A 13,000-nucleotide genomic window follows, 5' to 3' on the forward strand; every position below is an offset into this window, starting at 1 on the left:
ACAAGGCACGGAAGAGCCCCGGTACGCTGCCCGTACCGGGGCTCTTGCCTGTGCTGCGTACGCGACGTGCGGCGTACGCGACGTGCGGCGTACGCGGCGGGGGCGGCGTGCGCGGGTTACGAGGCGCGCCGCTGCTGCGGGAAGCTCTCCAGGGCCGAACGGCCGCGCTGGCGGACGACGTTCTGGGGCGGTAGCTGGCGGACGACCCGGCCGTCGAGCAGGGCGACGCCCAGCGGGGTCACCGTGTGCAGCACGGTGTTGCGGATGCGGCGGGTGGTGATCAGGCCGGTCTCGCGCAGCACCGCGGTGTGCTGGCTGGCGCCGGCCGCGGAGATGCCGAGCTGGTCGGCGAGTTGGCTGGTGGTGCAGGTGGCCCGCAGCACGCGCAGCGCCGCCGCCCGGGTCTGGCCGACCAGGGCGCCGAGCGACTGCTCCCGGCCGTCGGGCTCCTCCCACAGCGCGGCGGCGCGCGCGGGGTCGGGCGGCGCGGCGAACGCCAGCACCGCCTGGCCGTTCTCCGCCGTGGCCGTCATCAGCCGCCCCGGGCGGTGGTTGAGGAACACCGACGGCGTGAGGACCAGGCCCCGCCCGTCGAGGTGGATGTCCTCGTCGGGCCCGCCCGGGATCTCCAGGACGGGGGCGCGCCAGTTCATCCGGGGGTGCAGCGTGGCCAGGAGCTGCTCCACTCCCCCGGCCATCACGATCCTGCCGCGCGCCTCGCACTCGGCCTCCAGGTACGCGCGTAACTGGTCCCAGTACGGGGCGACCGCCGCGCGCCAGACCTCCGGCAGCTCGGTGGGCCCGGTCACCGCGCCCGGGTCGTCGCCGTACCGCTCGGCGTGCGCGACGAGCAGTTCCGGGTCGAGGGCGCCGCCGCCGTGCGCGGGCGGCGACGACCATCGGGGCAGCCGTTTGGAGACCTGGCTGCGCCACCGCGCGTAGGGCGCGCCGACGCTGCGGCTGAGGAGGCCGGCCGCGAAGGCCGTCTCCACGAGCGGCCCCACGGTGGGCCGCAGCCGGGTTCTGGCGAAGTCGGCGGCGTCGAAGTGGATTCTCTGCATGGTGGCCCCCGTAGTCCCGCGGGCAGGCGCGGGAAGAGAAAAAAGGAGAAGGAAGACGCGAAGAAACGTTCAGGCGGAGCGGCCGGTGAGGGAGACGAAGACGTCGTCGAGAGTCGGCCGCCGCAGTGCGAAGTCGGCCACCTCGACGTTCTCCCGGCGCAGCGCGGCGGCCGCCGTGGCGATGCCGTCCATGCTGTCCATGCCGTCGCCGACGGCGATGGAGACCACGCCCTTGTCGCGGTCCACGACCGGCTCACCGGCGGTCACCCGGCGCAGCGCGGACACCGCCGCCGGCACCCCGTCCGGGTGCGTGACAACGATTTCCAGCCGCTCCTCGCCGACCTTGCGCTTCAGCTCGTTGGGCGTGCCGTCGGCGATCACCCGGCCCGCGTCCACGACCACGATCCGGTCGGCGAGGTAGTCGGCCTCCTCCAGGTACTGCGTGGTCAGCAGCACGGTGACGCCGTCGGTGACGAGCTCCCGCACCGCCGACCACAGGGCCATCCGGCTCACCGGGTCCAGCCCGGTGGTGGGCTCGTCGAGGAAGAGCACCGAGGGCCGCGCGACCAGGCAGGCCGCCAGGTCCAGGCGCCGCCGCATGCCGCCCGAGTACGTACGGGCCGGCCGGTCGCCCGCGCCCGTCAACTCGAACCGGTCGAGCAGCTCCGCCGCCCGCTCCCGCGCGGCCCGCCTGCCCAGGTGCAGCAGCGTGCCGATCAGCACCAGGTTCTCGCGCCCGGTGAGCAGTTCGTCCACCGCCGCGTACTGGCCGGCCAGGCCGATCCGGCGGCGCACCTCGCGCGGCCGGCGCACCACGTCGTACCCGGCGACCTCGGCGCGGCCGCCGTCCGGGACGAGCAGCGTCGCCAGCGTGCGCACCGTGGTGGTCTTGCCCGCGCCGTTCGGCCCGAGCAGACCCAGCACCGTGCCGGCCGGCACCGCGAGGTCGACCCCGCGCAGCGCCTGGGTCCGCCCGTACCCCTTGCGCAGCCCCTCGGCCTGAATCGCCATGTCCACGGGTCGGGATCCCTCAAGAGGCCCGCGGGGCACTGGACTCGCGCAGGCTCAGGGGGCGCATGTCCGTCCAGTTCTCCTCGACGTACGCCAGCGCCGCGTCGCGCGGGCTCTCGTCGAGGGCGACCGTCCAGCCGTCCGGCCGCTGGGCGAAGGCCGGCCACAAGGAGTGCTGGCCCTCGCCGTTCACGAGTACGAGAAACGTTCCGTCCTGGTCGTCAAAGGGGTTCGACACGTCGCCCACTCACTCCCGTATCCGAGTCGTATGTCGCGCACGTCGTGTGCCCGACGCATGGTCATGCTGTCGAATTCCACTGACACGCCACTGACCGTCCTCTGATACGCGGTGCCGGCCCGCGCGGGGGTGGCCCGCGCGGGGCCGGCCCGCGCGGTGCTCCCGCTAACGGGACAGGCGCTCCAACTGCCGCCTGGTGGCGGCGAGATCGCACTTGCCGTTGGAGTTGAACACGATCTCCCGGACGACGTGCACCTCATTGGGGACCAGCCCCGAGGGCAGCGCCTCGGAGAGCGCCTGGCGCAGCGTCCCGGCGAGCGCCTCGCCGTCGGTGCGCTCCGGGTCGGTGGCGCGGACGAACAACTCCAGGCTGTCGACGGGGCCCCGCACGACGTCGAAGGCCGCGTCGGCGACGCCGGGGACGGCCAGCACGTGGTGGCGCAGCTCGCCCAGCTCGACGCGGTAGCCGTTGACCTTCCACTGGTCGTCCCGGCGCCCGAGGTGGAGCAGGAGCCGCTCGGGGAGCAGCTCGGCCAGGTCGCCGGTGCGGTACGCCGGGCCCGGCGCGCCGCCCAGTTCCCGCTCGTCGATGAACCGGTCGCCCGCCCCGGCGCCGCCCAGGTACCCGGCGGCGACGGCACGCCCGGCGATCACCAGTTCGCCGGGGCGGCCGGGCGGCAGGGGCCGCAGGCCCTCGTCCACCACGTAGGCGCGGGTGTTCCAGGCGGGTGTGCCGATGGGCACGGTGGGCGTGCCGGGCAGGGCGGTGTTGTCGAAGCGGTGGGCGCAGCAGCCGATCGTGGTCTCGGTCGGCCCGTAGTGGTTGACCAGCCGCACCCCGTCGAGCCGGGGGCCCAGCGCGGCGATGAGCGCGGGGTCGAGCGCCTCGCCCCCGAACATCAGCAGCCGGGTCGTCCGGTCGTAGCGGGGCGGCTCGGCGAGGGCCTCGAAGAACCGGGCGTGCGACGGCGTGAGCTTGATGAAGGTGTACGGGTCCGCCCCGGCGCCGAACAGCGTGGCCTGGTCCCACAGCCCGGGCACGGTCACCACCCGCGCGCCCTGGGCGAGCGGCACCCACAGGGACGTCATGGCCAGGTCGTAGCCCAGGCTGGCGAAGAGCGGGCTGCCGCTCCCGTCCGCCCCGACGAGGGAGCCGCACCAGGCCACGTAGTTGGCGAGCGACGCGTGCGGGACCATCACGCCCTTGGGCGTGCCGGTGGAGCCGGAGGTGAACACCACGTACGCGATGTCCTCACCGCGCGGCGGTTGGCGCTCGGGCGGGGCGGGGACGTCCGCGATGTCCGCCACGTCGATGACGGGTGCGTCGAGCGCGGGCAGCCGGCCCCCGGCCACCGGTCCGTCGTGGACCAGGGCGGCCGGGCGGGCGCCGGCGAGCACCGTACCGACGCGTTCGGCGGGGTGGGTGGGGTCGATGGGCACGTAGGCGGCGCGCAGCGACATGACGCCGAGCGCGGCGGCGATCACCCCGGCGCTACGGTCGGCCCACACGGCCACCCGGTCGCCGGGGCCCACCCCGGCCTCCTCCAGCACGGCGGCCACGACGAGGGCGCGGTGCCACAACTCCCGGTACGTCGTGGACGTACCCCCGGACCGGACGGCCACGGCGTCCGGCCGCAGTCGCGCGTGCGCCCGGAGGATCCGCACCACCGAGTCGGCTTCGATGTCGCGCACCTCACCGGACAGCATGCCGGGGTGCGCCGCTGACGAGACCATCGCTGCTCCTGTTGTGTGGGGCCCGGGCGCGGGCGCCCGGGCCCGGATGGTGAAGGGGGTCAGCTCACCGCGGCACGGCTGACCATGTCCCCCATGGCCACGATGATCTTCCGGTCGCCCTCGAAGGGGTCGCGGCCGTGCGAGACGAGCATGTTGTCGATGATCGCCACGTCGCCCCGCTCCCACGGGAACCGCTGGGCGAGGGAGTCGTAGAGCGAGCGCAGCAGGGCGACGGTGTCGTCGTCGATCGGCGAGCCGTCCCCGAAGGACGCGCTGCGCGGGTACGCGGTCTCGTCGTCGCCGAACAGCGACCTCATCACCTCCCGCACGGACGGCTCCAGACAGGCCGTGTGGTGCAGGAAGAGCTGGTTGAAGAAGACCTGCTCCCCGGTGCCGGGGTGCTGGACGACGGCCGGCGCGTTCTGCACCGTGCGCAGCACGCCGTCGGGCAGCCACTCGCACTCCACGCCCTGGGCGCGGCAGCGCTCCTCCACCTCGTCGCGGTCACTGGTGCCGAACATCTGCTCCCAGCCGACGTCGAGCCCGGGGATGAAGTTGCGTACGTAGCGGATGCCGAGCGCCTCGAACCGGCCCCGCAGCTCCTCCGGGAGCGCCGCCCACACCTTGCGCCCGTCGACGATCGGCGTCGCACCGCCCTTGGCCGACGGCTGGATGCAGCAGAAGAACTGGCGGCTGGGCCACTGCGGCATGTGCGAGCTCTCGTGGTGGAACAGGATCGACTGCTGGGCGGGGTAGGGCGTCGACTTGTAGACCCGGTCGGCGTCCTTCTCGTGCGGGAGGTCGCCGTAATCGCCGTACAGGGTGTTCACCAGGGAGGAGGCCACCGCCTCGAACGCGTCGGCGTCGGCGACACCGAAGCCGCGCAGGACGACCGCGCCGTGCGTGAGGAGCAGTTGGTCGATGGCCGGGCGGTGCTGTGCCGCCCACTCCACCGCGTCGAGGCCCGGTGTCTCGCACCGGAGCAGGGGCGGATAGATCTCGTCATTGAATGAGACGCCAGGACCGAACATTCCCGACCATCCCTTCCTCTCGTGGTCGCAGACACCGGCCGCGCCTCGTCCGAGGCCGCTTCGGTCTGCCCGACGGAGTGACACCGCCGGGAGCCCGGCGGCACCATGGGACGTGTTCGGCTTCTGGTCGTGCGTCAACAGGCTTGGCGCCGTGCTCAGTAGGAACGGGCACGAGTCTAGGAACGCGGGTGGGGGCGGACCATGCCCTTAAGTTCCCGGCGAAAATCGCAGGTCACCAGGCCTTTCCAGCCCGTACCTCGGGCGGCGGCGCCCCAACCCGTCCCGAGCAGTCGCCCGGCTCGGGGCACCCCGGTTGTGGGCGTCGTTCCGCGGGCGGGGCCACTCCCGCCCCTCTGTCGTAGGCCGTCGTCCGGGTGCCCTGCGCCCCTCCGCTTCCGTTGCGGGCAGTCGTTCCGCCGGTGGGCGCGTCCCCTTCTCCGTTGTGGGTTGCCTCCGTCCGGCTTCCGTTGCGGGCAGTCGTCCCGCAGGGAGGTCCCACCCCCGCCGCTCCGTTGTGGGCAGTCGTCCGGGTACCCTGCCCGCCCCCTCCGCTTCCGTTGTGGGCAGTCGTTCCGCAGGGCGGAACGGGTGGGCACAACGGACCGGGGCGGTGCCCTTGCCCGGTGCCCCGGGGGGGGTGCCTGTTTCCGGTGACCGCGGGTGCGGGTCGGTGGGGCGGGCGGCCACCGCAGGTGCGTGGGGGGCGGGGCCCCTCCGGGCTCACCTCCTCGAGGCCGGCGGCCTTGGGTCACGGGCAAGGGAGCCGACCCCTCGCCGCCAACCTCTGCGGGGGCGACCCTGCACGGCCCCACCCCGGCCGTCGCCCGGGTGCGGGCCGTGGGCGGGGCCCATGCAGCGCTACTCGACGCTGCGCAGCAGCGCTTCGACGGCCTTCACCCGGTCGCCGAGCTCCGCGAGCTGCCCCCGCAGCGACTCCTGCTGGGCCACCGCCTCCTCCGCGAGCTTGCGGTACGAGGCCATGGCGACGGCATCGGCACGGTGGCGCTGGAGTCTGAAGTACGAGACCACGCTCGCTGTGATGCCGCCGACGACGATCAGGACGACGGCGATGGCGATGATGGCCCCGGTCATGTGCGTTTCCCCTTCACGTCTTTCAGGCCCTTCTGGTCTTTCGGGCCCTCCGCGGCCGCCCGCTCCGGCGCGGCACCGGCGTCCCCCGCCCGGGCCTCGTCGGCCCGTACGGCCGCGAGGATCGTATCGACATTCAAGTGGAGGTCGAACGCGCCCAGTTCGAAGTACTTCAGCGCCTTGCCGTCGTCGGACAGCTCCAGGTTGCCGACGACCAGGCCGGCCTTTTCCAGCCGTTCCAGGTGCATGTACAGCAGGGGGCGGGACATCCCGAGGCGGCGGGCCAGTTCGCTCACGTACATGCGGCCCTCGGCGAGCTCGGCGATGACGCGGAGGCGCTGTGCGTGGCCCACGGCAGCGAGTACAGCCAGAAGCTCCTCGCTGGTCATGGCCCACCTCTGACATCCCGGGAAACTTTAGGACGAGACTTTCCCACGACCTGCGCCGATGTCAAACGACGCGAGGGCCACCACGGCCGCCACCACACCGTGGCCGACGACCCACCGGCCGGTCAGCCGCCCGTCGGAGAAGGCGGGCTCGTCCACCTCCTCCCCGCCCGCCACCACCCGCGCCCGGAACCGGTCGGTACCCGGCTCGAAGTCGACGTCCACGTCATGGAAGCCGAGCCACAGGCCCGTGAGCGGGAACCACGCCTTGTACACGGCCTCCTTGGCGCAGAACAGCACCCGGTCCCAGCACACCGAGCCGTCCAGCCCCGCCAGCCGGGCACGCTCGCCGGGGCGGGCCACGCTCGCCAGCACGCCGTCCCGGAGCGGGCGGTGCGGCTCGGCGTCCACCCCGAGGGCCCGGGCGGCGGTGCGTGGCGCCACCGCGGCGGCGCGGTAGCCGCCTCGGCAGTGGGTCATGCTGCCGACCACCCCGTCCGGCCACCGGGGCGCGCCCCCGGGGCCGGGCAGGAGCGGTACCGGTGGCCGGCCGAGCCGGGCGAGGGCGAGGCGGGCGCAGTGCCGGACGGTCGTGAACTCGCGCCGGCGCCCCTCCGCGGCGTCTGCCACCACGGCCTGCTCGGCCGGGAAGAGGCGGGCGCCCGGCGGGTCGGAGAAGGCCTCGACGGCGGTGACGTACGGCGGCAGTATCCGCTCGATCACGCCGGGGTCAGCCCGTCACGAACAGCTCGCCGCCGTCGAGGAAGCCCAGGTCTCCGGTCCGGCTCCCGGCGCACCCCGGCGCGTCCACCCGGATCTCGCCGACGGCCCGCTCGGGGAGGGCCAGGCCCGAGGCGGGGTCGACGACCCGCACGGTCGTGCCCGGCAACGGCGTTCCCCGGCCGACCAGTTCGACCCCGCCGCGGCGTGACGGGGGCACGGGCACCGCCTTGCCCCGGGTGAGGGCCTCGCGGTCGTAGCGGCCCGTCACGGTCGGGTAGAGGGGGCGGGCCAGGGTGCCGCCGGGCGTGCCGTCGCCGGGGCTGTAGCCCGCGGCGAACATCTCCTCGCGGAAGAAACCGGGCCGGAACGCGTCCGCGAACCCGCGCAGCGTCCGCGCCCTGACCGGCCGCCCGGCACCGCCCCCGACGGCGGCCACCCGCCAGGTCGACAGGTCGATCCGCATCCGCTCCGCCACCGGCACGCGCCTGACGCACAGCTCGTACGCGCTGTCCGGCGCCGCCGCAAAGACGTCCTCCTCCGCCTCGATGGCGCGCAGCCACACGCGCGGGTCGCGTACGAACGCGGCGGGCTCCATGGTCACGGCGGCCGCCCCCGAGGTGAGCGGGAGGACCAGCGCGGTGGCCAGCCCCGTGCCGTGCCAGAGGGGCAGCCAGCTCACGACGGTGGTGCCGGGGTCGACGTCGCACCGGGCGCGTACCGCCGCCTGGCCGGCCACCAGGGCGCCGTGGCCGACGGCGACACCGCTGGCCCGCCGCCCGGGCCGCGCGGTGTACTGGAGCAGCGCCGGCGCCAGGGGGTCCGGGGCCACCGGGGCGCCGCGCCGGTGGTGGGCGGCGTGCACCGGCCCCCGTACGGGCACCCGGGGCAGGTCCGGCAACGGCCCCGGAGCGGCGGCGTCCGGCACCAGCACCGCACCGGCGCGGCAGTCCCGGGCGATGGCGGCGGCGGCCGGTCCGGTCGCGTCCGCCACCGGTACGGCGACCATCCCGGCGTACAGGCAGCCGAAGAACCCGATGTGGAAGTCGAGGCCCGGCATCGGCGGGATGATCACCCGGTCGCCGGGCCGTCCGGTCCGGTGCAGCGCGGCCGCCACCGTACGGGCCCGCGCGTCGAGCTCGGCCGGGGTGAGGCGCGCGAGCCGTTCGCCTCCGGCTCCCAGGGCGGTGAACAGGGGCCGGCCGGCGCCCGGGCCCGTGGCCCGGGCGAGCAGCATGGCCACGACCGTCGGGGCCGGCGGCGGGGCGGCGGCCCGGAGGTCCTCGGTGACGTTCTCGATCGGCGGTGCGCTGCTCATCGGCTCGTCCTCCCGGTCCAGCCACTCGTCCCACCGTCATGCTGCCGGGCCGCGCTGACGTGTCACTGACAGCGATCCGAACCGTTGCCCGCCCGCCCTGGCCATCACCGGGAGTGAGCTGGCAGGATCGCGCCATGCTCCAGGCCCTGTCCCGCATCACCCGCCGCCGCGCCCTCCAGGGCTCGGCGGTGGGCCTCGTGGTGCTGGGCCTGCTCCTGTGGTGGCTGCTTCCGCCCGGCGAGCCGTCCCCGCGCGGGAAGGTCGCCTTCAGCACCGGCGTACCGACGGGGGTGTACCAGCGGTACGGCGAGCTGCTGGAGGAGGCCCTCGGGCGCAATGTGCCCGACGTCGACATATCCCTCCAGGACAGCGAGGGCTCCCGGCAGAACCTGGAGCGGCTCGCGTCCGGGGAGGCCGATTTCACGATCGCCACGGCCGACGCCGTGGCGACGTACATCCGGGACAGCAGGCCGGGCGCGTACGACCTGCGTGGCTGTGCCCGGCTGTACGACGACTACGTGCAGCTCATCGTGCCCAAGGGCTCGAAGGTGCGGTCCACGGCCGATTTGCGGGGCCTGAGGGTCGGTGTGGGACAGGACGGGTCGGGCGTGCGGCTGATCGCCAACCGGCTGCTCCAGGCCGCCAGGATCGACCCGGAGAAGGACATCAAGCCGGTCTCGGCCGGGATCGACACCATGCCGACGCTGCTGCAGCAGGACCGGCTGGACGCGTTCTTCTGGTCGGGCGGCCTGCCCACCAGCGCCGTGCAGAAGCTCTCGGAGCGCTTCCCGATCCGGCTCGTCCCGCTGGAGGGCGACCTGATCAACCGGGTGCACGAGGGCGGTGGCAGCGGCCGCTACTACCGCTCGGCCGTGATACCCGCCGATGCCTACGCCCTGGCCACCGAGGGCCGGCCGATCGAGACGGTGGCCGTGGCCAACCTGCTCGTCACCACCGACCGTACGGACGCCGCGCTGGTGGAGGCCTTCACGCGCACGGTGATCCACAGCCGGGACCGGATCGGCCGCGAGGTGCACCCCGCACAGCTCGTCGACCTGCGGACGGCGCTCTACACGGACCCGCTGCCGCTGCACGAGGGAGCGCGGCGCTACTACCGCTCGGCCAAGCCGTAGCCGGTCACTGCCTGTCGGGCTCCCCGGGCTGTTCGGGCTTCTCGGGCGCGGTACGCGGGACGGTCAGCGTGACGCGCAGGCCGCTCGGCTCGTGGTGGGAGTAGGAGATCGAACCGCCGCCCGCCGCGAGCAGGGCGCGTGAGATCGACAGGCCCAGGCCCGAGCCCTTGACGTTCTGGTGGCGGCCGCTGCGCCAGAAGCGGTCGCCGATACGGGTCAGCTCCTCGTCGGTCAGGCCGGGGCCCCGGTCCGTGACGACGATCGTGGAGGTGTCGCCGTCGGCGGCGACGGTCACGGTGACCTCCTCGCCCGTCGGTGTGAACTTGAGCGCGTTGTCGATCACGGCGTCGAGTGCGCTGGAGAGCGCCACCGGGTCGGCCCAGGCGGTGACGGCCGACCCGCCCCAGGTCAGCCGGACGCCCTTCTCGTCGGCGAGCGGCCGCCAGGCGGCGACCCGCTCGCCGGCCAGCTCGCCGATGTCGGTCAGCCGCAGGTCGGCGGGGGCGTGCTCGGCCAGGGCGAGGTCCAGGAGGTCGTCGAGGACCTGGGCCAGGCGCTTGCCCTCGGTGCGTACGGAGGCGATCTCCTCGTTGCCCTCGGGCAGCTCCAGCGCGAGCAGCTCGATGCGCAGCAGGAGCGCGGCGAGCGGGTTGCGCAGTTGGTGGGAGGCGTCGGCGACGAACGCGCGCTGCTGTTCCAGCACCTCTTCGACGTTGTCGGCCATCTCGTTGAACGACCGGGCCAGGCGGCGCAGTTCCGGCGGTCCGCCGGCCGCCGCGACGCGGGAGTTCAGCCGGCCGGTCGCGATGTCGTGGGTGGCGGCGTCCAGGACGCGGACGGGCTTGAGCACCCACCCGGTGAGCCGGAACGCCGCGCCGACCGCCAGCAGCATCGCCGCGACCTCACCGGCCGCGATCAGCAGCCAGCCGTGCAGGATGCGGGAGCGCAACTGGCCGGTGGGCGAGTCGGTGAGCACGACGGCGACGACGTCCCCGTCCCGGACGACGGGCGAGGCGACCGCGAGGCGGGCGTCCCGCTGCCAGGGCCACACCTGGGGCGGGTCGTGGCTGCGGCGGCCCAGCAGGGCCTCGCGGAAGGCGCGCCGTGGCTCGCCGCTCGCGGGGACGTCCCAGTCCTTGGGGGCGCGGGCCATGGCGGTGGTGTCGCGGTAGAAGACGCCGACCTCGATCCCGTACACCTCGTGGTAGCGGACGAGTTCCCCGTGCAGGGTGGACTGCCGTTCGTCGATGCCGGGGCCGCGCTCGGTGACGAACTGGGCGAGGGCCGCGAAGCGGGCGGTGTCGTCGATCCGGTCGACGACGACGGTCTGCTGCTGGGCGGCGGCGAGGCTGGCCGCGAGCGGAAAGCCGAGCGCGAGCAGCACGCCCGCCATGAGGACGAGGAGCAGCGGCAGCAGACGGGTGCGCACAGGGCTTCAGGGCGTTACGCGGCCGGCGCGACCAGGCGGTAGCCGACGCCGCGCACGGTCTCGATCAGGGCGGGCATCCGCAGCTTGGCGCGCAGGGACGCCACGTGGACCTCCAGGGTGCGGCCGGTCCCCTCCCAGCTCGTGCGCCAGACCTCGCTGATGATCTGCTCCCTCCGGAAGACGACGCCGGGCCGCTGCGCGAGCAGGGCGAGCAGGTCGAACTCCTTGCGGGTGAGCTGGACCTCCGTACCCGCCACGCTCACCCTGCGGGTGGGCAGCTCGATGGTGACGGAGCCCAGGCGCAGCGGCGCCGCCGTGTCCGTACCGCCGCCGCCCGTGCCGGTCGTGCCGCCGGGGTCGTCGGTGTCCGGGGCGCCGGAGCGCCGGCTGACGGCGTGGATGCGGGCGAGCAACTCGCCCGTGTCGTACGGCTTGACGACGTAGTCGTCGGCGCCGAGGTTGAGTCCGTGGATGCGGGAGCGGACGTCGGCCCGCGCGGTCACCATGATCACCGGCGTGGTGGTCAGCTTCCGGATCTTGCCGCAGACCTGGTAGCCGTCCTGGTCGGGCAGGCCGAGGTCCAGGAGGACGACACCGAAGGGCGGCCGGCCGGCGTTGGCGGCGGGCAGCACGGCCTGGAGCGCCTCCTCGCCGTTGCGGGCGTGGGTGACCTCGAATCCGTGCTTCTTGAGGATCGCCGACAGGGCCGCGGCGACGTGGTCGTCGTCCTCGACGAGCAGCAGTCTCATGGCCCCCCTCCGAAAGGTGCGATCGCTTCGGTGACCATATGGCCACCTGGGCATGAACGCCGATGGGCGGCCCGCCAGTCAAGAGGGTTCCGGGGGCATCGATGGTTCCGTTATGCACCCGTTCTCCGGACCGCCGTCCCGGCGCCGTCCCGTTCACGCATAGTGTCCGGTTGCAGCCGGATCGTTATGCTCAATTTCCGCTCAGATGTAATGACGCTGGTCGCACCGCGTGCTTAATGTCCTCTGCAACCGAGGAGGACGGAGCAAGAAGCCGATGAGCGGAGTGTCAGTGACCAAGGGCGCGGAGGACGCCGTACCGACGGCGAGCGACCTGGTCGTGCTGAGCAACGTCAACAAGCACTTCGGCGCGCTGCATGTGCTCCAGGACATCGACCTGACCATCGCCCGCGGCGAGGTCGTGGTCGTCATCGGACCGTCCGGGTCCGGCAAGTCCACGCTGTGCCGCACCATCAACCGCCTGGAGACGATCGACTCCGGCAGCATCACCATCGACGGCAAGCCGCTGCCGCAGGAGGGCAAGGAACTCGCCCGGCTGCGGGCCGACGTCGGCATGGTCTTCCAGTCGTTCAACCTCTTCGCGCACAAGACCGTGCTGGAGAACGTCATGCTGGGCCAGGTCAAGGTCCGCAAGGCGGACAAGAAGGCCGCGGAGCAGAAGGCCAGGGCGCTGCTCGACCGGGTGGGCGTCGGCTCCCAGGCCGACAAGTACCCGGCGCAGCTCTCCGGTGGTCAGCAGCAGCGCGTCGCGATCGCCCGGGCACTGGCGATGGACCCGAAGGTGATGCTCTTCGACGAGCCCACGTCGGCGCTCGACCCCGAGATGATCAACGAGGTCCTCGAGGTCATGCAGCAGCTCGCGCGGGACGGGATGACGATGATCGTCGTCACCCACGAGATGGGCTTCGCCCGGTCCGCCGCCAACCGGGTCGTCTTCATGGCGGATGGCCGCATCGTCGAAGAGGCCACGCCGGAGCAGTTCTTCAGCAGTCCGCGCAGCGACCGGGCCAAGGACTTCCTGTCGAAGATCCTTCACCACTGACGGTTGCCACTGATCCCGCCGGTGACGAGCGGCGATGACGA

At 73.5% G+C, this 13,000-nt stretch carries 13 protein-coding genes; 2 read left to right on the forward strand and 11 right to left on the reverse strand.

What is annotated here, in order from left to right:
* Nucleotides 1–116 precede the first annotated feature (116 nt).
* The 9 genes from ACZ46W_RS06500 to ACZ46W_RS06540 all read right to left on the reverse strand — a co-directional run bounded on the left by ACZ46W_RS06500 (nucleotide 117) and on the right by ACZ46W_RS06540 (nucleotide 8,588).
* Entirely contained in the window at nucleotides 117–1,061 is a 945-nt protein-coding gene (locus tag ACZ46W_RS06500) for an ArsR/SmtB family transcription factor (RefSeq protein WP_468332201.1), read from the reverse strand.
* A gap of 69 nt (nucleotides 1,062–1,130) precedes the next feature.
* Nucleotides 1,131–2,072, reverse strand: a complete 942-nt coding sequence (locus ACZ46W_RS06505) for an ATP-binding cassette domain-containing protein (RefSeq protein WP_468332495.1) — start codon at nucleotides 2,070–2,072, stop codon at nucleotides 1,131–1,133.
* Nucleotides 2,073–2,091: 19 nt separating this feature from the next.
* A complete protein-coding gene (locus ACZ46W_RS06510; RefSeq protein WP_362319600.1) occupies nucleotides 2,092–2,310 on the reverse strand; it encodes an MbtH family protein in 219 nt (72 codons plus the stop codon).
* Nucleotides 2,311–2,475: 165 nt separating this feature from the next.
* The gene (locus ACZ46W_RS06515; RefSeq protein WP_468332205.1) at nucleotides 2,476–4,044 is read right to left on the reverse strand and encodes an amino acid adenylation domain-containing protein; all 1,569 of its coding nucleotides are present in this window, start codon (nucleotides 4,042–4,044) and stop codon (nucleotides 2,476–2,478) included.
* Between the two features lie 59 nt (nucleotides 4,045–4,103).
* On the reverse strand, nucleotides 4,104–5,075 hold the full coding sequence (locus tag ACZ46W_RS06520) for a TauD/TfdA family dioxygenase (protein ID WP_468332208.1): 972 nt from the start codon (nucleotides 5,073–5,075) through the stop codon (nucleotides 4,104–4,106).
* 858 nt (nucleotides 5,076–5,933) lie between these two features.
* Nucleotides 5,934–6,167: a hypothetical protein gene (locus ACZ46W_RS06525; RefSeq protein ID WP_468332211.1), complete on the reverse strand. Its 234-nt coding sequence runs from the start codon at nucleotides 6,165–6,167 to the stop codon at nucleotides 5,934–5,936.
* Complete coding sequence (locus ACZ46W_RS06530) at nucleotides 6,164–6,553, reverse strand: ArsR/SmtB family transcription factor (RefSeq protein ID WP_366129639.1); 390 nt, start codon at nucleotides 6,551–6,553, stop codon at nucleotides 6,164–6,166. Before ACZ46W_RS06530 ends, ACZ46W_RS06525 begins: the two co-directional genes overlap by 4 nt.
* 27 nt (nucleotides 6,554–6,580) lie before the next feature.
* Entirely contained in the window at nucleotides 6,581–7,273 is a 693-nt protein-coding gene (locus tag ACZ46W_RS06535; protein WP_468332215.1) for a 4'-phosphopantetheinyl transferase family protein, read from the reverse strand.
* 7 nt (nucleotides 7,274–7,280) lie between these two features.
* A complete protein-coding gene (locus tag ACZ46W_RS06540) occupies nucleotides 7,281–8,588 on the reverse strand; it encodes an AMP-binding protein (RefSeq protein WP_468332218.1) in 1,308 nt (435 codons plus the stop codon).
* A gap of 134 nt (nucleotides 8,589–8,722) precedes the next feature.
* Between ACZ46W_RS06540 and ACZ46W_RS06545 the strand changes: the two genes are divergently transcribed.
* Nucleotides 8,723–9,721: a TAXI family TRAP transporter solute-binding subunit gene (locus ACZ46W_RS06545; RefSeq protein ID WP_468332221.1), complete on the forward strand. Its 999-nt coding sequence runs from the start codon at nucleotides 8,723–8,725 to the stop codon at nucleotides 9,719–9,721.
* Nucleotides 9,722–9,725: 4 nt separating this feature from the next.
* On the opposite strand, the gene ACZ46W_RS06550 is transcribed toward ACZ46W_RS06545, so the two are convergent.
* Complete coding sequence (locus ACZ46W_RS06550; protein WP_468332224.1) at nucleotides 9,726–11,150, reverse strand: sensor histidine kinase; 1,425 nt, start codon at nucleotides 11,148–11,150, stop codon at nucleotides 9,726–9,728.
* Between the two features lie 14 nt (nucleotides 11,151–11,164).
* Nucleotides 11,165–11,899 carry a response regulator transcription factor gene (locus ACZ46W_RS06555; protein ID WP_468332227.1) on the reverse strand — a complete coding sequence of 245 codons (735 nt, stop codon included), beginning with the start codon at nucleotides 11,897–11,899 and terminating at the stop codon, nucleotides 11,165–11,167.
* A gap of 274 nt (nucleotides 11,900–12,173) precedes the next feature.
* Here ACZ46W_RS06555 and ACZ46W_RS06560 point away from each other — a divergent pair, with 274 nt between their 5' ends.
* Nucleotides 12,174–12,959, forward strand: coding sequence for an amino acid ABC transporter ATP-binding protein (locus ACZ46W_RS06560; protein WP_366129633.1), 786 nt, complete (start codon nucleotides 12,174–12,176; stop codon nucleotides 12,957–12,959).
* Nucleotides 12,960–13,000 lie beyond the last annotated feature (41 nt).

The organism is Streptomyces sp. NPDC031064 (genome assembly GCF_055570965.1).

What these genes read in the sequence shown, in the direction of transcription:
- ACZ46W_RS06500 (WP_468332201.1), bottom strand. Translation starts at nt 1,061, where the DNA reads ATGCAGAGAATCCACTTCGACGCCGCCGACTTCGCCAGAACCCGGCTG.
- ACZ46W_RS06505 (WP_468332495.1), bottom strand. Translation starts at nt 2,072, where the DNA reads ATGGCGATTCAGGCCGAGGGGCTGCGCAAGGGGTACGGGCGGACCCAG.
- ACZ46W_RS06515 (WP_468332205.1), bottom strand. Translation starts at nt 4,044, where the DNA reads ATGGTCTCGTCAGCGGCGCACCCCGGCATGCTGTCCGGTGAGGTGCGC.
- ACZ46W_RS06520 (WP_468332208.1), bottom strand. Translation starts at nt 5,075, where the DNA reads ATGTTCGGTCCTGGCGTCTCATTCAATGACGAGATCTATCCGCCCCTG.
- ACZ46W_RS06525 (WP_468332211.1), bottom strand. Translation starts at nt 6,167, where the DNA reads ATGACCGGGGCCATCATCGCCATCGCCGTCGTCCTGATCGTCGTCGGC.
- ACZ46W_RS06530 (WP_366129639.1), bottom strand. Translation starts at nt 6,553, where the DNA reads ATGACCAGCGAGGAGCTTCTGGCTGTACTCGCTGCCGTGGGCCACGCA.
- ACZ46W_RS06540 (WP_468332218.1), bottom strand. Translation starts at nt 8,588, where the DNA reads ATGAGCAGCGCACCGCCGATCGAGAACGTCACCGAGGACCTCCGGGCC.
- ACZ46W_RS06545 (WP_468332221.1), top strand. Translation starts at nt 8,723, where the DNA reads ATGCTCCAGGCCCTGTCCCGCATCACCCGCCGCCGCGCCCTCCAGGGC.
- ACZ46W_RS06555 (WP_468332227.1), bottom strand. Translation starts at nt 11,899, where the DNA reads ATGAGACTGCTGCTCGTCGAGGACGACGACCACGTCGCCGCGGCCCTG.
- ACZ46W_RS06560 (WP_366129633.1), top strand. Translation starts at nt 12,174, where the DNA reads ATGAGCGGAGTGTCAGTGACCAAGGGCGCGGAGGACGCCGTACCGACG.